The sequence below is a fragment of the Streptomyces sp. NPDC050674 genome (assembly GCF_040654575.1).
Classification (GTDB): Bacteria; Actinomycetota; Actinomycetes; order Streptomycetales; family Streptomycetaceae; genus Streptomyces.
On the sequence record NZ_JBFAIG010000025.1, the window covers coordinates 18,658 to 42,108 of the forward strand.

Here is a 23,451-nt window from a genome sequence, read left to right on the forward strand (position 1 = left end):
CGACTATTTCGAAAGCGCGAAAGCCGGCCAATCCGTCGCACTGATCCACCGCCGGGCGAGATCCTTTTCCAAGGTGCTCATGGCATCGATGAAATCGCGCAGCACCGACTCGGTCACCTGCAACGCGACCGGACAACCACCTCTGGTGAGCGTGCCGTTGACTGTTGCCGACGAGTGCGCCGGAGCCGGAATGTAGGTGTATGGGCCGAGCGTTACCGCCCAGCCGTCTTTCCTGGTCGCCTCGGTCATGTACCGACTAACCGTCGGCCCTCTTCGGCGGATGCGCGGCAAACGAGTGAAGGACTTTCCCGAATGAGCATCTTTTCCATGCGTCATGAGGAGCATTAGGAAACTCCATATCCCTGTATGAAGAACAGGCAGCGACCGTTTCCGGCCACCCCCCTTTCGGCCACCTCGGCGCGGATTCACAACGCAGGTGTGTGACTGCGCGCGGAACAGGTGTTGGACCGCTTGATCGCCCCCGGGCGACGGTGGGCGCATGCCTCGACTCCAGCCCTACCGCCGCCTGTTCCGTCTGCCGGGCACCCGCGCGTTCACCGCCGGGAACCTCATCGCCCGGCTGCCGATGGGCATGTTCAGCGTGAGCGCGGTCGTGATGATCGCCGGCAGCCGGGGTTCGTACGCCCTGGCCGGCGCCGTCACGGCGACGGGACTCGCGGCGACCGCACTGGTCGCCCCGGGGATCGCCCGGCTCGTGGACCGGCACGGTCAGGCCCGGGTGGCCCTGCCCGCCACGGTCGTCGCCGTCCTCGGCTCCCTGTCCCTGCTGCTGTGCGTACGCCACGACGCCCCCGACTGGACCCTGTTCGCGTCCTACGCCGCCACCGCCACGACCCCCAACACCGGCGGGATGTCCCGGGCCCGCTGGGCCCATCTGCTGGCCGGCGACCCTAAGACACTGCACACGGCCAACTCCTTCGAGCAGGCGGCGGACGAACTGTGCTTCATGCTGGGCCCGGTGCTCGCGGCGTTCCTGTGCGGGACGTTCTTCCCCGAGGCGGGCACCCTGGTGGGCGCGGTGCTGCTGCTGACCGGCATGGTCCTGTTCACGACCCGGCGCGCGACGGAGCCCCCGGTCCGCGCGCACATACCCGGCAAGGCACCCCTGCGCGCCCCCGGGATCCCCCCGCTGCTCGCGGTCTGCCTGGCGATGGGCGGCGTCTTCGGCGCGACGGAGGTCGTCACGCTGGCGTTCGCCGACGCGCAGGGCCGGCCGTCGGTGGCCGGAATCGTGCTCGCGCTCCAGGCCGCGGGCTCCTGTGCGGCGGGCCTGCTGTACGGCGCCGCGAAGCCCACCGGTCCGGCCGCGGCCCGGCTGCCCCGGTGCGTGGCGGCGATGGCCGCGCTGCTGCTTCTGCCGCTTGCCGCGGCCTTCACCGGTTCGCTGCTCCTCGTGGGGGCCACGCTGCTGGTCGCCGGGATGGCGACGGCCCCGACGATGGTCACCACCATGACGCTGGTCCAGGAGCGCACCCCCGAGGGCCGGCTGAACGAGGGCATGACCCTCGCCGTGACCGGTCTGCTCGGCGGCATCGCCTGCGGCAGCGCGCTCGGCGGCTGGACGGTGGAGCACTTCTCGCCGACCGCGGGCTACGCGGTCCCTGTGACGGCGGCGGCCCTGGCCCTGGCGCTGTCCCTGCGCCCCGCTTCGAATCGCTTCACCGAGAGTCTCACGCCCCATTGACGCCCTCACGCACCCCGCATACGTTCGATCGTCGAAGCGCTTCGACGTCATGCGCCGGGAAGTAGGGACACCCACATGAAGTTCACCGACGGCTACTGGCTCCTGCGTGAGGGCGTCACCGCCGCCCACCCGGCCCAGGTCCTCGACGTGGCCGAGTCGGACGGCGCACTGGAGATCCACGCCCCGACCCGGCCCGTCCGCTCCCGCGGTGACCTGTTGACCGGCCCGGTCCTCACGGTCCGTGCGCACGCCCCCATGCCGGACGTCATCGGCCTGACGCTGACGCACTTCACCGGCGGACCGTCACGCGGCCCCGACTTCGAGCTGACGAGGTCGGACGCCGCCGCGGAGATCTCGTACGACGACGAGCACGCGACCCTCACCTCGGGCGCGCTGTCGGTCCGGCTGGCCAGGGGCGGCCCCTGGCACGTCGAGTTCCTCGCGCACGGCCGCACGCTCACCAGCAGCGGCCACAAGAACGCGGGCATCATGCGGGACGCCTCGGGCGCGCACCACCTGCGCGAACAATTGGTCCTGAAGGTCGGCACCTCCGTCTACGGCCTCGGTGAGCGCTTCGGCCCGCTGGTGAAGAACGGGCAGGTCGTCGACGTCTGGCAGGCCGACGGCGGCACGTGCAGCGAACAGGCCTACAAGAACGTGCCCTTCTTCCTCACGGACGCGGGCTACGGCGTCTTCGTCGACCACCCGGGCCAGGTGTCCTTCGAGGTCGCCTCCGAGGTGGTGTCCCGGGTGCAGTTCAGCGCGGAGACGCAGGAGCTGACGTACTACGTCATCCACGGCCCCACCCCGAAGGAGATCCTCCGCAAATACACGGCCCTGACCGGCCGCCCGGCCCTGCCGCCCGCCTGGTCGTTCGGCCTGTGGCTGTCGACGTCCTTCACGACCTCGTACGACGAGGAGACGGTGACGTCCTTCATCGAGGGCATGCGGGAGCGTGAACTGCCGCTGTCCGTCTTCCACTTCGACTGTTTCTGGATGCGGGAGTTCCACTGGTGCGACTTCACGTGGGACACACGGGTGTTCCCCGACCCGGAGGGCATGCTGGCCCGGCTGAAGGCCCGTGACCTGCGCGTCTCGGTCTGGATCAATCCCTACATCGCCCAGCGCTCCCCGCTGTTCGCCGAGGGCAAGGCGCTCGGGCACCTGCTGAGGCGACCGGACGGCGGTGTCTGGCAGTGGGACTTGTGGCAACCCGGCATGGCCCTGGTCGACTTCACCTCCCCGGCAGCCCGCGACTGGTACGCCGCCAAGCTGGAGGCGCTGCTCGACCAAGGCGTCGACTGCTTCAAGACCGACTTCGGCGAACGGGTGCCCCTGGACGTGGTCTGGTCCGACGGCTCCGATCCGGAGCGGATGCACAACTACTACGCGTACCTGTACAACCGCACGGTCTTCGAGGTGCTGCGCAAGCACCGCGGTGAGCAGGAGGCCGTGCTCTTCGCCCGCTCGGCGACAGCGGGGAGCCAGCAGTTCCCGGTGCACTGGGGCGGTGACTGCGAGGCGACGTACGAGTCGATGGCGGAGTCGCTGCGCGGCGGACTGTCCCTCGGCCTGTCGGGCTTCGGATTCTGGAGCCACGACATCGGAGGCTTCGAAGGCACCCCCACCCCGGCCCTGTTCAAGCGCTGGCTGGCCTTCGGCCTGCTCTCCTCCCACAGCCGTCTGCACGGCAGCAGCTCCTACCGGGTCCCCTGGCACTTCGACGAGGAGTCGGTGGAGGTGGCACGCCACTTCACCCGGCTGAAGCTCCGCCTGATGCCCTACCTCTACGAGACGGCCCGCACGGCCCACGCCGAGGGACTGCCCATGATGCGGGCCATGGTGCTGGAGTTCCCGGACGACCCGGGGTGCGCCCACCTGGAACGGCAGTACATGCTCGGCCCGGACCTGCTGGTCGCCCCGGTGTTCAGCGACGAGGGCGACGTCACGTACTACGTCCCTGAGGGCACCTGGACCCACTACCTGACCGGCGCGACGGTGACCGGCCCGCGCTGGGTGCGCGAGCGGCACGGCTTCCTGAGCGCGCCGCTGCTGGTGCGGCCCGGCGCGGTGATCCCGGTGGGAGCGCGGGACGACCGGCCGGACTACGACCACGCCGACGGCGTCACCCTGCGGGCGTACGGCCTGCGGCCCGGTGACGAGGTGACGGTGCCGGTCGGGGACGTGACCTTCACGGTCGTCCGCGAGGGGAACACCCTGCGGGCGACCTGCGGCGCCCCGGCGGCGGCCTGGAGCCTGGCGGCGGGCGACCGCGAGGTCCAGGCCCCGCCCGGCACGGGTGCGCTCACCCTGGAGCTGGACTGATGGTCACGATCACGGACGTGGCGAGACGGGCCGGGGTCTCCCCCAGTACCGTCTCCTACGCGCTGAGCGGCAAGCGCCCGATCTCCGACGAGACCAGGCGGCGCGTCGAGGCCGCCGTCCGCGAACTCGGCTACCGCCCCCACACGGGCGCCCGCGCCCCGGCCGCTCGCATGCCGAACGTCCTGGCCCTGGCCGCGCCGCTGCGCCCCGGCGTGCACGTCCCGGTGATCATGCGGCTGGCCGTGTCGGTGGTGACGACGGCCCGCGCCCACGGCCACGACGTCCTACTGCTCACCCAGGAGGATGCCGAGGAGGCGCTGAGCCGTGCCCTGGACACGGCCTCGGTGGACGCGCTGCTGCTCACGGACGTCGAGCTCGACGACCCCCGCCTGCGCCGGCTCCGCTCCCTCGACCGCCCGTCGGTCGTGATCGGCCTCCCCGCGGACCCACACGGCCTGACCTGCGTGGACCTCGACTTCGAGGCGGCGGGCGAGGCATGTGTGAGCCACCTGGCGGGCCTGGGCCACCGCACGGTCGCCCTGATCGGCTCGCCGCCGGAGGTCTACCTCCGAAGGACGGCCTACGCCCATCACCTCATGCGGGGCTTCACCGCCACCGCGACCCGCCTGGGCCTGGCCTCGTCCGTCCATCCGAGCGGTCCGGACCCCACCTCGGCCCGGCCGCTCGCCGAGCGGCTGCTGCGCGAACACCCGGCCCTGACCGCCGTGGTGGTGCACAACGAGGCTCTTCTGGATCCACTGCTCGCCGCCTTCGAACACCTCGGCCTGCGCCTCCCGGCCGACCTCTCCGTCACGGCCGTCTGCCCGGACGACCTGGCCGCCGCACTCCGCGTCCCGGTCACGTCCGTGTCCCTGCCGGCCGACGAGCTGGGCACCCACGCGGTGGAACTCCTGATGCGGAAGCTGCACGGCACCCCGGTACCGCAGACGACCCTGCTGCCACCCCGCCTGACGAAACGCCCCGGCTCCTCACACCGGGGACCGGCCTAGAAGCGCGGCCTCCAGCCGTTCCCCCGTCATCTCGATGACCACGGCGTCCTTCCGCATGCCGAGGGGCAGCTGCGCGTACTCCTGCGCGCGGCACACGATCCGGCCCTCGCCGGGATCGAGCGCGACCGCCCCCAGCCGGGACATCAGCTCGGCGATGATGCCGAAGACCCCGCCGGAATGCGGGCGCTCCACCAGGATGCCGGTGTCACCGGCGAAGATCTCGGCCTCGCTGCCGTCACCGGCCCGGATCCAGAACTGGAGGCAGCCGCCGGGGTCGGAACGCAGTCCGGGATCCCCGACGTCAAAAGGCTCCAGTACGGCCTGGACCAGTTCGAGATCCAGCGGGACGGGAACGTCGGCGCCCCCAGCGAACTTGTATATCGACGGGCTGTAACCCACCCGACCTCCTCGACGACGGCCCATGGCAAAGGCCCCGCCGCTCGAAAGCGACGGGGCCTTAGCCCACATGGGATGAGTGGAGATGGCGGGAATCGAACCCGCGTCCAACGGTGCAGAATCAGGGCTTCTCCGTGTGCAGTTCGCTGTGATTTTCTCGGCCCCGGCGATCACGCGAACAAGTCGCCGACGGGCCCAGTCACTGTTTGGTTTCCCATCGAACCCCGTGACCGGGCTCGATGGTTTAGTTCCCTAGATTATGCCAGGATCCGGGCCGGGAACACTCCCGGGCTGACACCCATTTAGGGTCCTTCAGTCACTGCTTATCAGGCAGCGAGGGCGAAGGACTGGGAATCGCGCTTGGTGTTGGCGATTATTTTTTGCGACATATGGTTTACGAGATCATTGCCGCTTCCTCGACACGCTTCCCCTGCTTCGACAGCCGCTGTCGAAACCGATCATCCCCATGTTGTGTTGACAATCCCCTCCTACAGAGGGGCCCGCACCCACCGTGGGGTGCACGCACCATCGTACGTGACCAACGCAGCTCGGTGCCAGCGCATTCCCTACGCCCCGCGCTGCTTGCGCCGCACCGCCGAGATCGCCCGCTCGGTCTCCCGCCGGTCCTGCTTCTCCCGGAGCGTCTGGCGCTTGTCGTACTCCTTCTTGCCCTTCGCCAGCGCGATCTCGACCTTGGCCCGGCCGTCCTTGAAGTACAGCGCGAGCGGCACGATGGTGTGGCCCGTGTCCGCCGACTTCGACTCCAGCTTGTCGATCTCGGCGCGGTGCAGCAGCAGCTTCCGCTTGCGCCGGGCGCTGTGGTTGGTCCACGTGCCCTGGCTGTACTCCGGCACGTGCACGTTGTAGAGCCACGCCTCGTGCCCTTCGAGCTGCACGAAGCCGTCGACCAGCGACGCCCGTCCCTGGCGCAGGGACTTCACCTCGGTCCCGGTGAGGACCAGACCGGCCTCGTAGGTGTCGATGATGAGGTAGTCGTGCCGCGCCTTCTTGTGCTGCGCGATCAGCTTGCGCCCTTTTTCCTTAGCCATAGTGCCGACCATTTTCGCACTACGGAGGGGCCTTGCGGAAAGTCGATTACGAGGGGCTCGCCAGGCCGCGCAGCACGGCCCGCGCCCGCTGGAGGGCGTCCTCGTCGGTCTCCAGGTCGGGCGTGATGCCCCGGCCGTCGACCGCGCGGCCGGAGGGGGTGCGGTAGTGCCCGACGGTCAGCTCCGCGACGGAGCCGTCGGGCAGCCGGCTCGGCATCTGGACCGAGCCCTTGCCGAAGGTGCGGGATCCGACGACGAGCGCCCGTCCCCGGTCCTGCACGGCACCGGTGAGCAGCTCGGCCGCGCTCATCGTGCCGCCGTCGACGAGGGTGACCAGGGGTTTCGTGGTGTCGCCGCCGGGCTCGGCGTGCAGGACCCGCTGCTTGCCGTCGATGTCGTAGGTGGCTACCAGACCGCCGTCGAGGAAGGCGGAGGCGGCGGTCACGGCCTCGGTGACCAGGCCGCCGGAGTTGCCGCGCAGATCGAGGACGATCCCGGCGCCGGACGGGGCCCGCCGGACGGCGTCGCGGACCTGGTGGCCGGAGTTCTTGGTGAAGGTGGCGACCTTGATGAGGGTGACCGGGCCGGCGAGTTTCCGGACGGTGACGGAGTCCGTGGACAGCTGGGCCCGGCGCAAGGTCAGGGTCCACGCGCGCGTGCCGCGCTCCAGTCCGAGGCGGACGGTGGTGCCGGCGGTGGCGTCGGTGGCGTCCCCGCGCAGTAAGGAGACCACCTCGGTGACGGGCCGCCCGTCGGTCCGCTCGCCGTCGACGCTGCGCAGCAGGTCCCCGGGGCGGATTCCGGCGGTGGCCGCGGGCGAGCCGGCGCGCACCTTGGTCACCTCGATACGGCCGTCCCGCTCGCTGCGGGCCCACAGGCCCACGCCGGTGTACTGGCCGTCGAGCGCCTCCTCGAACTCCTCGTACTCGCCCCGGGAGTAGACGGCGCCCCAGCGGTCCCCGCTGCGGCTGACGGCGCGTTTCGCGGCCTCCATCGGGGACTTGCCGTCCGCCATGGCCTCCTCGGCCGCCCTGGCGACGTCCGCCTGACGCCCTGCCGCACCGGCCGAACGGACCTCGTCCGGGGCGGAGTTCCGGTCGTCCCGCGGCAACGCCCCGGTGGCCGCACCGGCGACGAGCACGCTCGCGAACACCAAGGTCAGGGCGGCCCCGCGGCGGATGCGACGGGGCTGACAGAACGGGTCACGACCTGACATGCCGGTGAGTCTAGGACAAGGGGAAGGGCCGCACGGCCGGTTGACCGTACGGCCCCTCTTGGCATGCGTCACACCTTCAAGTACTTGCGCAGCGCGAAGAACGCGGCCAACGCGGGCATCAGGAGGCTCGTGGCGAGGATGAGCGGCAGTTTGGTGAGGACGGCGTCCCAGCCGATGAAGTTGATCAGTGTCAGCTGGTCGGCCAGGGCCAGTCCGTGGTCGATGAGGAAGTACCGGGCGATCAGCAGGAAGGCGCACGCGAGGGTGCCGCCGATGAGTCCGGCGACCGCGGCCTCCATGATGAACGGCGCCTGGATGTAGAAGCCCGAGGCGCCGACCAGGCGCATGATGCCGGTCTCGCGCCGCCGGCTGAACGCCGAGACGCGCACGGTGTTGACGATCAGCATCAGCGCGACGACCAGCATCAGCGCCATCACCGCGCGGGCGGCCCAGTTCATGCCGTTCAGCAGCTTGAAGAGGTTGTCCAGGATGCCCTTCTGGTCCTGCACGGACTGCACGCCGTCCCGGCCGTTGAAGGCGGTGGCGATGACCTGGTACTTCTCCGGGTCCTTCAGCTTGATGCGGTACGACTCCTGCATCTGGTCCGGCGTGAGGGAGCTGGCGAGCGGGGAGTCGCCGAACTGCTCCTTGTAGTGCTTGTACGCCTGGTCCTGCGACTCGTACGTGACGGCCTGGACGACGTCCATCTTGTCGAGGTCGGCCTTGATCTGCTTCTTCTGGTCGTCGGTCACCGCGCCTTTGGCGCAGTTGGGGTCGGACTCGGCGTCGCTCTTGTTGCAGAGGAAGATCGAGACGTTGACCTTGTCGTACCAGTAGCCCTTCATGGTGTTGACCTGGTCGCTCATCAGGAGCGACCCGCCGAACAGGGCGAGCGACAGGGCGACGGAGACGACGACGGCGAAGGTCATCGTCAGGTTGCGGCGGAGACCGACTCCGATCTCCGACAGGACGAACTGGGCGCGCATGGCGACGGGTTATGCCTTTCCGTGGATCTCGGGTGCGGTATCAGTGCTGGTAGCCGTAGACACCGCGGGCCTGGTCGCGGACGAGGCGGCCCTTCTCCAGTTCGATGACGCGCTTGCGCATCTGGTCGACGATGTTCTGGTCGTGCGTGGCCATCACCACGGTCGTGCCCGTCCGGTTGATGCGGTCGAGCAGCTTCATGATGCCGACGGAGGTCTGCGGGTCGAGGTTGCCGGTGGGCTCGTCGGCGATGAGCAGCTTGGGCCGGTTGACGAAGGCCCGCGCGATGGCGACGCGCTGCTGCTCACCACCGGACAGCTCGCCAGGCATCCGGTCCTCCTTGCCGCCGAGGCCGACGAGGTCGAGCACCTGGGGCACGGACTTGCGGATCTCGCCGCGCGACTTGCCGATGACCTCCTGCGCGAAGGCGACGTTCTCGCCGACCGTCTTGTTGGGCAGCAGGCGGAAGTCCTGGAACACCGTCCCCAGCTGGCGCCGCATCTGCGGGACCTTCCAGTTGGAGAGGCGGGCGAGGTCCTTGCCCAGAACGTGCACCTGCCCGTGACTGCACCGCTCCTCGCGGAGGATCAGCCGCAGGAAGGTGGACTTTCCGGAGCCGGAGGACCCCACGAGGAAGACGAACTCGCCCTTCTCGACCTCCAGGGAGACATCCCTGAGGGCGGGGCGGGTCTGCTTGGGGTAGACCTTGGAGACATTGTCGAATCGGATCACGGATGCACCACGGGTCGCCGGGGGTAGATGAGCGTGACCATACGCGAACCGGGTAGGGCACCGCAGTCACCGACCGTGGTTGCGCCACGGATGTGCCGTTTTGTTCCGAGCGCCGCGGGGCGCGGGCAGACTGTGCGTACCACCACAGAAAACGCGCAGCCGCGCGACAGCCGACGGAACCTGGCAAAGTGGAGGGGGGAACATTCCCACTCCCACGGACGTTGGACTCGTGGAACCGGCACAAGGAGGGCAAGCGCATGACGTACGACCGGCTGGTGTGCGCGAACTGCGCGTCCCCCGTGAACGAGGGCCGGTGCCCCGTGTGCCGCGCGAACCGCGAGCGGCTTCAGCAGGAGAGCTTCCTCGCGAATATCAGCCCGACGGCTCTGATCGCGCTGCTGACGGTGCTGATCGCGGCGGTGGCCCTGCTGGCGCACCAGACCGCGTAAGGGCGAGGGCGGCCCGCCCGCCTCCGGACATGGGCCGAGGGCCCGGAGCGTTTCGCTCCGGGCCCTCGGTGTGCGCTGTGTGCACGGTCCGTACGGACGTGGCCACCGTCAGACGGCAGCCCCGCCGCGTCCGCCCACGAGACGCGGCAGCAGACGGAAGCCGACACCGCCGGCGATCATCGTGGCGGCGCCGATCACCAGGAAGGTGGTCTGGGCGGCACCCGTCTCGGCGAGCTCCTCACCACTGCCCTGCGCCTGCGCCTGCGGGGCCGGGGTGGAGTCCGAGCCGATCTCGGTGAGGGCCGAGGAGCCCTCCTCCTGCGGCGAGGTGCCGCCGTCGGGGTCGGTGTTGTTGCCCCCGCCGTTGTTGCCGCCGCCGTTGTTGCCGCCGTTGGCGTCGCCGCCACCGTTGCCGCCGCCGTTGCCGTTGCCCGGGTCGCTCGGGGCGACGGTCGGGTCCTCGGTCGGCTCGGTGGGCTCCTCCGTGGGCTCGGTGGGCTCCTCGGTGGGCTCCTCGGTGGACGGCGGATCCGTCGGGACCTCGGTCGGCGGGTCGGTCGGGACCTCGGTCGGCGGGTCCGTCGGCGTCGGGGCCGGGGACTCGTCGGCGCACAGGATGCCGAGCAGGCAGTCCTCGGTCTCCGCGGCGGATGCGGCACCGGCGGCGGTCAGCGAGGCACCGGCGGCGATCACGGCACCGGCCGCTATCCGCGCGACACGGATCCGCGTCTTCTTCGTCATGTGGTTGCTACCCCCAGTAGCTCATCGTCATTAGGCAGCGCTCGGGGCTGTGCTCGACGGGAAAAGCCACGGTGAAGGGCCCCCCGGTTCACATGCGCCCCAGAGACACGCATGCCGCGCTTCACCCTTCCCACTTTTCAAGTGCACGTCAAGGCCGTTTGCAGCCGCCATGTCCAACTACGGGGGCTATGCCGGGAGTCTGAGTCTGTGAGTGTGACGTAAAACCCAGACATGTGGGCACAGAAAAGGCAACTACCGCCCCGTGGGCGGCAGTTGCCTTGTCGACAAACTTACTTCTCCTGCTGCTTGCGCCAGCGAATTCCGGCCTCGATGAAGCCGTCGATCTCGCCGTTGAACACGGCCTCGGGGTTGCCGACCTCGAACTCGGTGCGCAGGTCCTTGACCATCTGGTACGGGTGCAGCACGTAAGAACGCATCTGGTTGCCCCAGGAGCTGCCGCCGTCCTTGAGGGCGTCCATCTTGGCCCGCTCCTCCTGGCGCTGCCGCTCCAGCAGCTTCGCCTGGAGAACGTTCATGGCGGTCGCCTTGTTCTGGATCTGCGAGCGCTCGTTCTGGCAGGAGACGACGATGCCGGTGGGAAGGTGGGTCAACCGCACCGCGGAGTCGGTGGTGTTGACGCCCTGGCCGCCGGGGCCGGACGAGCGGTACACGTCCACGCGCAGTTCGGACTCGTCGATCTCGATGTGGTCGGTCTGCTCGACCACCGGCAGGATCTCGACGCCCGCGAAGGAGGTCTGCCGCCGGCCCTGGTTGTCGAAGGGCGAGATGCGCACCAGCCGGTGCGTGCCCTGCTCGACGGAGAGCGTGCCGTAGGCGTAGGGCGCCTGGACGGCGAAGGTGGTCGACTTGATGCCGGCCTCCTCCGCGTACGAGGTCTCGTAGATCTCGGTCTTGTAGCCGCGCTGCTCGGCCCAGCGCAGGTACATGCGCTGGAGCTTCTCGGCGAAGTCGGCGGCGTCGACGCCACCGGCCTCGGCGCGGATGTTCACCAGGGCCTCACGGGAGTCGTACTCGCCGGACAGGAGGGTACGGACCTCCATCTCGTCCAGCGCCTTCTTGACGGCGGTGAGCTCGGACTCGGCCTCGGCGCGGGTGTCCGGGTCGTCCTCCTCCTCGGCCATCTCGAAGAGAACCGCCAGGTCGTCGATGCGACCGCGCAGGGCCTCGGCCTTGCGCACCTCGGCCTGGAGGTGGGACAGCTTGCTGGTGATCTTCTGCGCCTCATCGGGGTTGTCCCAGAGGGACGGCGCGGCCGCCTGCTCCTCGAGCACGGCGATGTCTGCCCTCAGCTTCTCGAGGTCCAGAACGGCCTCGATCGACTCCATGGTCGAGGAGAGGGACTTGAGCTCTTCGGATACGTCGACGACTGCCACGCCCTCCAGCGTAACGGCTCCGCCCGGCGGCCATCGCCGGGCGGCCGGAGACGGCGGCTCAGGGGGCCTGGGGCGCCGAGTTCCTGGTGTCCTGGGGAGGGGCGCTGTCGTCGTCGCCCGAGGTGGTGAGCCAGGCGCCGACCCCGATCGCCGCCGCCAGGGCGACCGCGCCCGCCCCGAGCGCCATCCGGCGGCGCCGGGTCGCCGCGCGGTTGCGGGCCGAACCAGGGCGGGGGGCGCCAGGGGCGCGGGGGGCCCGGGCGGTGCCGTGGGCGCCGCCGGCCAGCTCGTCGGGCGCGGGGACGCGCATCGAGGTGTGGGTGTCCCGGTTGGAGTCGGCCGGCTTCGCGCCCGGCACCAGCGGCACCGCGCCCCGCCGCCGGACCCGCTCCCGGGCTGGTGCCGGCCCGGCGGGCTGCTCCTCGCGGTCGGCCTCCTCGGCGGACTCGGCGTCGGGCTCGTCCACCTCCAGCGGGGGCATGCCCGCCAGCATCGGCAGCAGCTCCCGCAGCCGGGCCCCGAGCTCCGAGGCCCGCAGCCGCGAGGCCGGGGCCTTGGCCAGGCACTGCACCAGCAGCTGCCACAGCTCGTCCGGGATGCCGGGCAGCGGGACGACCGTCTCCGTGACGTGCCGGCGCAGGACCGCGCCGGGGTGGCCGCCGCCGAACGGGGTGAAGCCCGCGAGCAGCTCGTAGAGGACCGTGGCGAGCGCGTAGATGTCGACGGAGGCGCGCGGGGGCAGGCCCTCGACGATCTCCGGGGCGAGGTAGTCCGGAGTGCCGATGATCTTCGTGGCCTTGGTGCGGCGCGGGGTGTCGATGAGCTTGGCCACGCCGAAGTCGGTCAGCAGCGCGCGGTGCGAGCCGCCGGGGCCGAGCGGGCCCTGCATGTCCAGCAGCACGTTCTCCGGCTTGACGTCCCGGTGCACGACGCCCGCGGCGTGGGCGGCCGCCAGTCCGTCGGCGATGTCGGCGGCGATGGCGGCGGCCGCCTCGGGGGCGAGCCGCCGGTCCCGGTCCAGGCGGGTGCGCAGGTCCGTGCCGCGGACGAGGTCCATGACCAGGGCCAGGTCGTTGCCGTCGACGACCAGGTCGCGCACCGACACCACGTGCGGGTGCTCCAGGCCGAGCAGCGCCGTGCGCTCCTGCACGAAGCGCCCGACGAGCTCCTGGTCCGACGCTAGGTCCTCGCGCAGCAGCTTGATGGCGACGGGGCCCTCGGGGCCCTCGCCCAGCCACACCGTGCCGGCGCTGCCCCGCCCCAGGATCTGGTGGGCGGTGTACCGGCTGCCGATCTTCCGTGCCAAGGCTGCTCCTACCGACGCGTGTTGTCGCTAAAACTACGCGTCCGAAGAGCCAACCTTCACCTGGGAGGTGGAAATCACCCGCCAGGTGTCGACAAATCACCAACCCCGCGGGGCGGTTCCGGTCAGTTCGTGCCGGAACCGCTTCCGCCGAGCTTCTCGAGCCAGCCGGTCACGGTGCCGAACCAGTCGGTGAGCTGGTCCCAGTAGCTCTTGGTGGTGCCGATCCACTCCTGGAGTGGGCTCAGTTCCCAGATCAGCCAGCCCGCGACGAACAGGATGACGATCGTGAACAGACAGCCCTTCAGGCAGCCGAGCCCGGGGATCCGCATCGGGTTGGCGCTGCGCTGCCGGGGCTGCCGGGGCTCGCGCTGGGGCCGCTGCGGCTGCTGGGGCTGGACCGGCGGCGCGGGCGGGGTGTAGCGCTGCGGCGGCTGGGGGCGCTGCGGCTGAGGCGGCTGGGGAGCGTACTGCTGGGGCTGCTGCTGGTTCGGGTAGCCGTAGCCTCGGCCGGGCGGGGGCGCCTGGCGGCGCGGGGGCTGCTGTTGCGGCCGGGCCACCTGGCGCTGGGGGCGGCGGCGCAGCGGGTCCTGGTCCGGGTCGAGGTACTGGACCTGCGTCTGCTCGTTGCGGTCGCGGGCCGCCCGCAGCTGGTTCTGCCAGGGGTGCGGGTCCTCGGGGCCGCCCTGCTGCCCCTGCTGTCCGGGGTGGCCGGGCGAGCCCGGCGGGACCGGCGGCATCACGGCGGTCGGGTCGGCCGCGCCCCGGTGCGGCAGGACGGCGGTGGGATCGGCGGCGCCGGCCGGGCCGCCGGTGTGCGGTAGCACGCTGGTCGCGGCGTTCGGGTCGTACGCGCCGGCGCCCTGCGGGAGGACCTGGGTGGGATCGGCGGCGCCGGGCGTGTCCGGCACCGGCGCGGGCGCCGGGTCGGGCACGAGAAGCGCGCCGACGCCCTCGGCCGCGGCGATCTGCGCGGAGTTCGCGTGCACGCCGATGCCCTCGGCGACGACACGCAGACCGCGGGCGAGGTTCTCGGCGCTGGGGCGCTCGTCGGGGTTCTTGCGCAGGCAGCGCTCGATGACCGTCCACAGCGGCTCGGGGACGGTGGAGGGGCGGCGCGGCTCGGCGCTCAGGTGCTGGTGCAGCACCTCCAGGGCGGAGCTCCCGGAGAACGGCGGCCGGCCGGTGACCAGCTCGTAGAGCAGGATGCCGGCGCCGTAGATGTCGACGGCGGAGGTCTGCGGGCGGCCCTCGGCGGACTCCGGCGCGACATACGCGGGCGTGCCGACGAACTCCTGGGTGCGGGTCAGCCCCGGGGAGTCGGCCAGGCGGGCGATGCCGAAGTCGGTCAGCAGCGGGTGCATCCGCCCGTCGTACTGCTGGAGCAGGACGTTGGCCGGCTTCAGGTCGCGGTGGACGACGCCGTCGGCGTGGCTGGCGGCGAGCGCGTCGGCGATCTGGGCGGTGAGCAGGGCGGCGGCGACCGGGGTGAACGGCCCGTTCTCGCGCAGGTAGCGGTGCAGGTCCGGGCCCTCGACGAGGTCCATGACCAAGGCCAGCAGCTCGCCCTCGACGACCAGGTCGCGGACCCGGACGATGTTGGGGTGGGTGAGCCGGAGCAGGACGGACCGCTCGCGCAGGAACCGCATGACGATGTCGGGATCGCCGGCCAGCTCCTCCTTGAGGACCTTGATGGCGACGGTCTCGCCGGGCTGTCCGGGCACGGCCGCCTCGGCGCCCGCCGTCTCGCGCTGGCGGGCTCGCCAGACGGTGCCCGTGGCGCCGCGTCCGAGCGGCTCCTCGAGCAGGTACTTGCTGCCTACCGGCCGCACGTCATGCGCTCCCTGGTGCTTGCCTTGCCTGCTGGCCTGTCCGAACCACTGTAGTGCCGGGCAGCCGAGGACCGGAGTGTCGTCTTTCTGTGGGTCCTACGTATCCGCTCTCACAGTCGTTCGAAGGAAAGACGCTGACCTCGGTCTTGTGGTTGCCGGGAACGAACGTGACCGATCCCAAGCGGTCACCCGTGGGTCTTCTCTCAGGCACTTTTGCGGGCAGAGCCGACCAATCAAGATCACTCTTTCCTGAGAGACGGGCGCGGTGTCAGTGGCAGGTGCGAGGATGCGTGCAGTACTGGCCGACGTGCCGGGGCGGGGCGGGGGACTCCGCGCCCGGGCAGAAGGGACCGCTGACGGCGATGCAGATCCGGCTGACCGTCGTAGATCCGCTGGGCCCGTCGGCGCCGGCGCGGGACCGCGCCCCGCGCAGCGACGTGCTGGTCACCGCACCCGCCGGTACGGCGCTGGCGGCGGTGGCGTCGGCGCTCGCCCAGGTGGTCCACGGCGGTGACGGCTCGGGCACGCCGGTGCTGTACGCCGGGGAGCAGCGGCTGGACATCCAGCGCTGCACGCTCGGCGAGCCCCCGCTGACCGACGGTGCCGTGCTGGCCGTGGGCTCCCCCGGGGAGCCCGAGCCGCACCCCGAGCTGGACGACGCCCCGGCCCAGCTCCAGGTCGTCGCCGGCCCCGACGCCGGTGGCGTCCACCTGCTGCACGGCGGTGAGATCCGCATCGGCCGCTCCGCCGACGCGGACGTGCCGCTGGACGACCCGGACGTCTCCCGGCTGCATTGCGCCGTGACGGTGAGCGCGGACGGGCGTGTCGCGGTCGCCGACCTGGACTCCACGAACGGCACGACGGTGAACGGCTCCCGGGTGGGCGGCCGGGCGGTCCCCCTCGCGCCGGGCGCGCTGCTGCGGATCGGCGAGTCGGCCCTGCGGCTGGCTCCCGCCGGGGGGCCAGGGGGCGGCCGGGTGGAGACGACCCCGGACGGGGAGGGGCACGTGCGCGTGCCCGGGCCCGCCGCGGAGGAGGCGGAACGCCCCGCGCGCGCGGCGGAGCCGGGCCCGGTCCGGCCCTCGGGCCCCACGCATCATTCCCACGGCTCGGCGTCCTGGGGCGCGCCGGGCCCGTCGGGGCGTGGCTCGGACGACCCGGCCGTGGTGCCGGGGCAGGGTGGGGCACCGCGCATCGAGACGAAAGACGCGGGCGCGGACCAGGCCCCCGCGGGCGGCAGCCGGAACCAGGTGGCGACCGGGACCGCGGCCTACGCCAGAGAGACCCTGGGCGGGGCGCCCTCCCCGGGCACTGGGGGCGGCTGGAGCCGTGTGCCGGCCCGGGGGGACGAGGACGCGGCCCGCGCGGGGGACGGCCGGGGCGAGGCGCCTTCGCCGGGTGCCGGCGAGGCCGGGCCGGGCAGCAGCCGGAGGCCGGCCCGGAGTACCGGAGACGCTGCCTACGCGGGAGACGGCCGGGGCGAGAGCCACTCCCGGGGCACCGGGGCCGAGGCCCGGTCGGGCGGCAGCCGGAGCCAGGTCCCACCCCGAGGCGCGGGTGGCGCGGCACACGGAGGAGACCACCGGGGCGAGGCGACCGCCCGGCGGGCCCATCCGGCGGACAACCGGAGCGCGGGTCCATCGGCGGGGAGCGGTGGATCGTGGTCCGGCACCCCCGGCGCCCCCGGCGGCACGCGGGGCGCCTCCGAAACACAGGGAACGCAGGGCACCCAGGGAGCACAGGGCACGCGCGGAACACACCCCCGCGCGCACGAGGGTGCCCAGGCGCACGCCGCCCGGCCGGCCGGCGGCGCCGGGGACACGCATGCCGGACGGTTCGGGGCCGGGGCGTTCGCCGAGTCCGGCCCGGTCGGCGCCGGGACGGCGTACGACGCCGGGGCCACGGGCGGCGGCGGGTCCCGCCCCGGAGGCAGCCGGGACGGTGCCGGTGGCCCGGCCCTCGCGGACGGACAGGACGGACAGGCCGCACAGGCAGGACAGGGGCGCAAAGGCACCCCCCTGCGCGGCACCGACGTGCCCCCCGGCACCCGCAGGCGCGGCGGCATCGGTGCGTGGGCCCGGCGACTGGCCGGAGGAGGACGCGGCGAGCAGGCGGCCGACCCCCACGGCGTGTACGAGGAGGAGCCGGTCGTCGCCGAGGTCCCGGCGGAGCGGCCCCCGGCCGTCGTGCCGGCCGCGCAGGAGACCTGGCCCGACCCGGCCACCCTGTTGCTGACCGCGCTGGGGCCGGGGCCCCGGCTGTGGGAGCGCGGCCCCGGGCACCCGGAGGCACTCGCCGTGCGGCTCGGTACGGCCGACCGGGCGGCGCCGGACGGCTCGGGCCTGCTGCCCGCCGTCCCCGTGACCGCCGGACTGCGCGAGGTCGGCGCCCTGGGACTGGCCGGGCCGCGGGCGCGGCTGTCCGGGCTGGCCCGTGCCGTGCTGGCCCAGCTCACCGCGCTGCACTCCCCCGACTCGCTGGAGATCGTCCTGATCGCCGCGGACCGCTCCCGCTCCCTGGAGGAGCGCACGGCCGAGTGGTCCTGGCTGGGCTGGCTGCCGCATGTCCGCCCGGGGCACGGGCAGGACTGCCGGCTGCTCCTGGCCTACGACCGCGAACAGGCCGCGGCCCGCACCGACGAGCTCACGCGCCGTCTGGAGGACCACCTCGCGGAGGCGGTTCCGGGAGGCGCCGCGGCGACCGCCCCGAAGCCGGCGGATGTCCCGGCACACGAGGGTGCCACGCCCACGGGTACCGGCCCGTCCCCGAGCGCCTCCGTCCCGGCGCCCCGCCGCCCTTCCTGGGCCCGCGAGGACGCCCCGGCCGTCGGCCGGGCCGGTCCCTTCGGCGGCCCGTACACGGTGCTCGTCGTGGACGGCGACCCCGGCGGTGCCGACCTGCGCGGCGCCGTGGCGCGACTGGCGCTGGAGGGCCCCCGGGCCGGGATCCACGTGGTCTGCCTGGCCGAGACGGCCGCCGCCTCCCCGGCCTCGCCGGTGACGGAGACCTACGAGGCGGCCTGCTCGGTGACGCCGACCTTCCGGCAGTGCGGCGCGGTCGCGCTGCTCAGCGGGGACGTGGCCACGGCCCTGCGGCTGATGCGCGTGGCCCGGGCCGGGGGCGACGGCGCACCGGCCGCGCCCGTCGGGCACGGCACCGTCGCCACCGTCGACGCCGTCTCCGCGGCCTGGGCCGAGCGGTTCGCGCGGGCGCTGGCGCCGCTGCGGACGGACGGCCCGGCGGGCGACCGCCCGCCGCGTGTCTCCGCACCCCTGCCGCAGGCGGCCCGGCTGCTGGACGAGCTGGGCCTGGCCCGGGCCACCCCTGCCTCGCTGATGGCCCGCTGGGCGGACGCGGCCGACGACGCCGACGCGCTGGGCGGGCGGGTGCGCGCGGTGCTGGGCGCCGGACCGCGCGGCCCGGTCTGCGCGGACCTCGCAGCCCAGGGGCCGCATCTGCTGATCGAGGGCCCGCCGGGCAGCGGCCGTACGGAGCTGCTGCGGTCGATCGTCGCGTCCCTGGCCGCCGCCGAGCGGCCGGACCGCCTCGGCATCGTGCTGGTCGACGGCCGGGGCGGCCCGGGCGCGGGCGGCGGGCACGGCGAGGGTCTGCGGGTGTGTACGGACGTACCGCATGTCACCACCCTGCTGATGGCCCACGATCCGGTGCGGATGCGGGAGTTCGCGCAGTCGCTGAGCGCCGAGCTGAAGCGGCGTGCCGAGCTGCTCGGGCGGTCCGACTTCGCCGAGTGGCACACCGGGCGCGAGCTGTCGGGCCGTATGGTCGCCCAGCGCACGGCGACAGGGCGGGGCGGTGCCCCGGCCGAGGCCGCGTCGCAAGGCTCCGGCGACCTCGACTCCCTGTCCAGTGCCACCGTTCGGCTGCGGCCCGGCGCGGCCCGGCGGCAGACGGAGGCGGCCGCGCCCCCGCTCCCCCGGCTCGTGGTGGTCGTCGACGATCTGGACGCGCTGGTCTCCCCGGCGCTCGGTTCGACCGGGCGGCCGGCGGCCGGTTCGGTGATGCGGGCGCTGGAGGCCGTGGCCCGGGAGGGTGAGCGGCTCGGCGTCCATCTGGTGGCGGCCACGGGCCCGTGCGCCCGTACGGCGGAGACGGAACCGGTGCGCCGGGCCACCCTGCGTGTCGCGCTGGACGCGCCGGTCGAGGGCCCGGAGGAACCGGCGCCGGGGCGGGGCAGGCTGACCGGTGCGGACGGGCGGATCACCCCGTTCCAGGGCGGCCGGGTCACCGGCCGGATTCCCCGGACGGCGACGCTGCGCCCCACGGTCGTGCCCCTGGAATGGCACCGCATGGGTGACCCTCCGGCCCGCCGTCCGGTGCGGGAGCTCGGAAACGGGCCCACCGACCTGGCACTGTTGGCCAGCGCGCTGGAAAGGGCGGCACGGGAGGTCGCGGCGGCGAAGGTGCCGTCGCTCCTGTAACCAAGGACGGCCGCCGGCCCCACCGGCGTCATGAAGTCGCGTCCCTGGTCACGAGGGAGTCACGATCCCCCGCTTGACAGCCGATGCCATCTTGCCGCCCCCGCACACCCGGGCGTAGACCAGATCGCACGGGAGCGCGCTCGACGTTCGACGAGGAACGAAGAACGGGGCAGTCATGCGCATGACGAGCAGCACCATCCGGACACGCTGGTCGCCCGAGCGGGACAAGGCGACCCCCCAGCACCGCAGAGCCGCCAGGGCCGCGGCAGCCGTCGCCGCGGGAGCGCTCGCGCTCTCGCTCTCCGCCTGCGGAGGCAGCGACAAGGACACCAGTGGAAGCACGGGCGACAGCGAGGAGACCGCCGGCAGCGTCAATCTTCCCAAGCTGGACGGGACGAGCCTGGAGATCGCCGCCGTGTGGAGCGGTACGGAACAGGCCAACTTCAAGAAGGTCCTGGCGGAGTTCGAGAAGCGCACGGGCGCCAAGGTGACGTTCGTGCCCGCCCAGGACCCGATCATCAACTTCATCGGCTCGAAGGTGGCCGGCGGGCAGCCGCCGGACGTCGTGATGCTGCCGCAGCCGGGCGCCATCAAGCAGTCCGTCGACAAGGGCTGGGCGAAGCCGCTGGGCTCCGACGCGGCCAAGGAGCTCGGCGAGAACTACTCGCAGGGCTGGCAGGACATCGGCAAGGTGGGCGGCAAGCAGTACGGCGTCTACTACAAGGCCGCCAACAAGTCCCTGATCTGGTACAACAACCAGGTCTTCGAGAACGCCGGGGCGAGTGAGCCCGAGACCTGGCCGGATCTGCTCAAGACCGCGCAGACGGTCTTCGACTCCGGTGTCACCCCGTTCTCCGTCGGCGGTGCCGAGGGCTGGACGCTGACCGACTGGTTCGAGAACGTGTACCTCTCGCAGGCCGGCCCGGAGAAGTACGACCAGCTGGCCAAGCACGAGATCAAGTGGACGGACCCGTCCGTGAAGGACGCGCTGACCACGCTGGCGCAGGTCTGGGGCAAGCCGGACTGGATCGCGGGCGGGGCGAACGGGGCGTTGCAGACCGACTTCCCGGCGTCCGTCACACAGGTCTTCACCGGTGGGGACCAGCCCAAGGCCGCCATGGTGGCCGCGGGTGACTTCGCGCAGGTCAACATCCCCTCCAGCATGAAGATCGGCACGGACGCGAAGGTGTTCCCGTTCCCCGCGGTCGGTGACAACGGACCGGTGGTCTCGGGCGGCGACGCGGCCGTGATCCTGGAGGACTCAAAGGGGTCGCAGGCCCTGGCCACCTGGCTCGCCTCGCCGGACGCGGCGCAGATCCAGGCCAAGCTGGGCGGTTACCTCTCGCCGAACAAGAACGTGCCGAACTCCGCGTACCCGAACGCGGTGCAGCAGAAGATCGCCAAGGCGCTGATCGACGCCGGTGACGACTTCCGCTTCGACATGTCCGACCAGGCCCCGCAGGCCTTCGGCGGCACGCCCGGCAAGGGCGAGTGGAAGATCCTCCAGGACTTCCTGAAGAACCCGAAGGACATCGCGGGGACGCAGGCGAAGCTGGAGGCCGAAGCGGCCGCGGCATACGGGAACTGACGACATGACGCCGGTTCCGGCGGCAGGGGGCACCGCGCCCCCTGCCGCTCCCAAGTCGCGCAAGAGTGTGACCGGCACCCGCAGGATCGTCGCGGCACTGTTCCTGCTGCCCGCGCTCGTCCTGCTCGGCGCGCTCGTGGTGTACCCGATCGGGTACTCGGTCGTACGCAGTTTCTACGACCAGTCCGGTGACGGCTTTGCCGGAATAGACAACTACAAGGCCCTCTTCACCGACGAGGGCATCCGCACCGCGCTGAAGAACAACATCATCTGGGTGGTGTTCGCGCCGACCGTCGCGACGGTGCTCGGCCTGATCTTCGCGGTGCTGACCGAACGGGTGCGCTGGGGCACGGCGTTCAAGCTGGTCGTCTTCATGCCGATGGCGATCTCGATGCTGGCGGCGGGCATCATCTTCCGCCTGGTGTACGACCAGGACCCGGACAAGGGCGTCGCGAACGCGGTGTGGGTGGGCGTGCACGACACGTTCGCCCAGGCCTCGGCGTTCCCGAAGGCCCACCCGGGCCGCGACTCGCCGCTGAAGCCGGCCGGCGGGGGCGCGTTCATCACCACGTCGCCCGTCCGCACGGGCGAGGCCGTCTCGCTGCCCCTGGTGGGCGTGGCGCCCGATCAGATGCCCGACGGCGCGAAGGCCGCGGTGGCGCCGAAACCCGAGCCGGACAAGATCACGGGCACGACCTGGCAGGACTTCACCCGCGGCAAGGGCGTCGGCACCCTCAACCGTGTCGACACCTCCGAACTGGGCTACGCCGGCATGCGGGTCGAGGCCGTGAAGGACGGCAAGGTCGTCGCGTCGGCGACGGCCGCGGGCGACGGCACCTTCACCCTGCCCGCCTCGGCCGACGGGGCCCAACTGAGGCTCCCGGCGAGCAACTTCAAGGAGCCCTACAACGGCCTGGACTGGCTCGGCCCGTCCCTGGTCACCCCGGCCATCATCGGCTCGTACATCTGGATGTGGGCGGGGTTCGCGATGGTGCTGATCGCGGCCGGGCTGGCGAGCGTGCCCCGGGAGCTGCTGGAGGCGGCCCGGGTCGACGGCGCGAGCGAGTGGCAGGTGTTCAGACGTGTCACGGTGCCGCTGCTGGCGCCGGTCCTCGCGGTCGTCGCCGTCACCCTGATGATCAATGTGCTGAAGATCTTCGACCTGGTCTTCATCATCGCTCCGGGATCCTCCCAGGACGACGCGAACGTCCTCGCCCTGGAGCTGTACCGCAAGGGCTTCTCAGAGGACCAGCCGGGCATCGCCAGCGCCATCTCGGTGTTCCTGCTGCTGCTCGTGATCCCGGTGATGTGGTTCAACGTACGCAGGCTGCGGCGGGAGGTGCGGCGATGAAGGCCGGACAGTCGCTGGGATCGCGGCTCGCCGAGGCCGTCAGCGGCGGGGTGCTGCGGGTGTTCCTCATCGTCGTCGGGCTGTTCTGGCTGGTGCCGACGATCGGGCTGCTGCTGTCCAGCCTCCGCGCCCCGGAGGACATCTCGGCCAGCGGCTGGTGGAACGTGTTCACCGAGCCCTCGCAGATCACCTTCGACAGCTACCAGAAGCTGCTGGAGAACGAGGACATCACCAGCTCTCTGCTGAACACGGTGTGGATCACCGTGCCGGCGACCCTGCTGGTGGTGATCATCGGCTCGCTCGCCGGTTACGCCTTCGCCTGGATGGAGTTCCCGGGCCGGGACTGGTGGTTCCTGGGTGTGGTCGGCCTGTTGGTCGTGCCCGTGCAGGTCGCGCTGATCCCGATCGCCGAACTCTTCGGCAAGATCGGCATCTTCGGCTCGGTGCTCGGCGTGGTGCTCTTCCACGTCGGTTTCGGTCTGCCGTTCGCGGTGTTCCTGCTGCGGAACTTCTTCGCGGAGATCCCCCGGGAGCTGCTGGAGGCCGCGCGGCTCGACGGGGCGGGTGAACTGCGCCTGTTCTTCCGTGTCGTGATGCCCCTCGGCGGTCCGGCGATCGCCGCGCTCGGCATCTTCCAGTTCCTGTGGGTGTGGAACGACATGCTGGTCGCGCTGATCTTCTCGGACTCCGGGAGCCAGCCGATCACGGTCGCACTCCAGACGCAGGTACGGCAGTTCGGCAACAACATCGACGTGCTGGCACCCGGCGCGTTCATCTCGATGGTGGTCCCGCTGGCCGTCTTCTTCGCGTTCCAGCGGCAGTTCGTGTCCGGCGTGATGGCGGGCGCGGTCAAGTAGGGGTCAGCGCAAGCAAGTTGAGGGGGTGGGCCGGGGGCGGTCCGCCCCTTCCGCGTTCCCCCGGATGCCGTAGCCACCGT

The 23,451-nt window shown here is 71.9% G+C and carries 18 protein-coding genes and 1 other RNA gene; 8 read left to right on the plus strand and 11 right to left on the minus strand.

Features of this window, described 5'->3' with window-relative positions; translation table 11 throughout:
* Positions 1-3: 3 nt before the first annotated feature.
* A complete protein-coding gene (locus AB0I06_RS31155; RefSeq protein WP_363122194.1) occupies positions 4-249 on the minus strand; it encodes a hypothetical protein in 246 nt (81 codons plus the stop codon).
* A gap of 250 nt (positions 250-499) precedes the next feature.
* Between AB0I06_RS31155 and AB0I06_RS31160 the strand changes: the two genes are divergently transcribed.
* The 3 genes from AB0I06_RS31160 (at position 500) to AB0I06_RS31170 (ending at position 5,040) form a co-directional block, all read left to right on the plus strand.
* A complete protein-coding gene (locus tag AB0I06_RS31160; RefSeq protein ID WP_363122195.1) occupies positions 500-1,705 on the plus strand; it encodes an MFS transporter in 1,206 nt (401 codons plus the stop codon).
* A 75-nt stretch (positions 1,706-1,780) separates the two neighbouring features.
* Entirely contained in the window at positions 1,781-4,030 is a 2,250-nt protein-coding gene (yicI, locus tag AB0I06_RS31165; protein ID WP_363122196.1) for an alpha-xylosidase, read from the plus strand.
* The gene (locus tag AB0I06_RS31170; protein ID WP_363122197.1) at positions 4,030-5,040 is read left to right on the plus strand and encodes a LacI family DNA-binding transcriptional regulator; all 1,011 of its coding nucleotides are present in this window, start codon (positions 4,030-4,032) and stop codon (positions 5,038-5,040) included. Before yicI ends, AB0I06_RS31170 begins: the two co-directional genes overlap by 1 nt.
* Here the strand turns inward: AB0I06_RS31170 and AB0I06_RS31175 are convergent.
* The 6 genes from AB0I06_RS31175 to ftsE form a co-directional block, all read right to left on the minus strand.
* A complete protein-coding gene (locus tag AB0I06_RS31175) occupies positions 5,020-5,439 on the minus strand; it encodes a hypothetical protein (RefSeq protein ID WP_363122198.1) in 420 nt (139 codons plus the stop codon). The two genes, AB0I06_RS31170 and AB0I06_RS31175, sit on opposite strands and share 21 nt — an antisense overlap.
* A 74-nt stretch (positions 5,440-5,513) precedes the next feature.
* Positions 5,514-5,902: a transfer-messenger RNA gene (gene ssrA, locus AB0I06_RS31180) on the minus strand.
* 100 nt (positions 5,903-6,002) lie between these two features.
* Positions 6,003-6,485 (minus strand): SsrA-binding protein SmpB, encoded by a 483-nt coding sequence (gene smpB, locus AB0I06_RS31185; protein WP_363122199.1) that lies wholly within the window; start codon positions 6,483-6,485, stop codon positions 6,003-6,005.
* A gap of 46 nt (positions 6,486-6,531) precedes the next feature.
* Positions 6,532-7,701 (minus strand): S41 family peptidase, encoded by a 1,170-nt coding sequence (locus AB0I06_RS31190; RefSeq protein ID WP_363122200.1) that lies wholly within the window; start codon positions 7,699-7,701, stop codon positions 6,532-6,534.
* A gap of 68 nt (positions 7,702-7,769) precedes the next feature.
* Positions 7,770-8,687, minus strand: coding sequence for a permease-like cell division protein FtsX (gene ftsX / locus AB0I06_RS31195; protein ID WP_363122201.1), 918 nt, complete (start codon positions 8,685-8,687; stop codon positions 7,770-7,772).
* Positions 8,688-8,727: 40 nt separating this feature from the next.
* A complete protein-coding gene (ftsE, locus tag AB0I06_RS31200; RefSeq protein WP_003990615.1) occupies positions 8,728-9,417 on the minus strand; it encodes a cell division ATP-binding protein FtsE in 690 nt (229 codons plus the stop codon).
* Positions 9,418-9,674: 257 nt separating this feature from the next.
* Here ftsE and AB0I06_RS31205 point away from each other — a divergent pair, with 257 nt between their 5' ends.
* Positions 9,675-9,866 (plus strand): hypothetical protein, encoded by a 192-nt coding sequence (locus AB0I06_RS31205; protein ID WP_363122202.1) that lies wholly within the window; start codon positions 9,675-9,677, stop codon positions 9,864-9,866.
* A 108-nt stretch (positions 9,867-9,974) separates the two neighbouring features.
* Here AB0I06_RS31205 and AB0I06_RS31210 read toward each other — a convergent pair whose 3' ends face one another.
* From AB0I06_RS31210 to AB0I06_RS31225, 4 genes are all read right to left on the minus strand, one after another.
* A complete protein-coding gene (locus tag AB0I06_RS31210) occupies positions 9,975-10,607 on the minus strand; it encodes a hypothetical protein (protein ID WP_363122203.1) in 633 nt (210 codons plus the stop codon).
* A 290-nt stretch (positions 10,608-10,897) separates the two neighbouring features.
* Positions 10,898-12,001, minus strand: a complete 1,104-nt coding sequence (gene prfB, locus AB0I06_RS31215; RefSeq protein WP_363122204.1) for a peptide chain release factor 2 — start codon at positions 11,999-12,001, stop codon at positions 10,898-10,900.
* Between the two features lie 58 nt (positions 12,002-12,059).
* Positions 12,060-13,307 (minus strand): serine/threonine-protein kinase, encoded by a 1,248-nt coding sequence (locus AB0I06_RS31220; protein ID WP_363122205.1) that lies wholly within the window; start codon positions 13,305-13,307, stop codon positions 12,060-12,062.
* 122 nt (positions 13,308-13,429) lie between these two features.
* Positions 13,430-15,136 carry a serine/threonine-protein kinase gene (locus AB0I06_RS31225; RefSeq protein WP_363122206.1) on the minus strand — a complete coding sequence of 569 codons (1,707 nt, stop codon included), beginning with the start codon at positions 15,134-15,136 and terminating at the stop codon, positions 13,430-13,432.
* 362 nt (positions 15,137-15,498) lie between these two features.
* Here AB0I06_RS31225 and AB0I06_RS31230 point away from each other — a divergent pair, with 362 nt between their 5' ends.
* The 4 genes from AB0I06_RS31230 (at position 15,499) to AB0I06_RS31245 (ending at position 23,371) form a co-directional block, all read left to right on the plus strand.
* Positions 15,499-19,575: an FHA domain-containing protein gene (locus AB0I06_RS31230; RefSeq protein WP_363122241.1), complete on the plus strand. Its 4,077-nt coding sequence runs from the start codon at positions 15,499-15,501 to the stop codon at positions 19,573-19,575.
* A 175-nt stretch (positions 19,576-19,750) separates the two neighbouring features.
* A complete protein-coding gene (locus tag AB0I06_RS31235; RefSeq protein ID WP_363122207.1) occupies positions 19,751-21,163 on the plus strand; it encodes an ABC transporter substrate-binding protein in 1,413 nt (470 codons plus the stop codon).
* Positions 21,164-21,167: 4 nt separating this feature from the next.
* Positions 21,168-22,514 carry a sugar ABC transporter permease gene (locus AB0I06_RS31240; RefSeq protein ID WP_363122208.1) on the plus strand — a complete coding sequence of 449 codons (1,347 nt, stop codon included), beginning with the start codon at positions 21,168-21,170 and terminating at the stop codon, positions 22,512-22,514.
* Complete coding sequence (locus AB0I06_RS31245; RefSeq protein ID WP_363122209.1) at positions 22,511-23,371, plus strand: carbohydrate ABC transporter permease; 861 nt, start codon at positions 22,511-22,513, stop codon at positions 23,369-23,371. The genes AB0I06_RS31240 and AB0I06_RS31245 overlap by 4 nt, the downstream gene beginning before the upstream one ends.
* Positions 23,372-23,451: the final 80 nt, after the last annotated feature.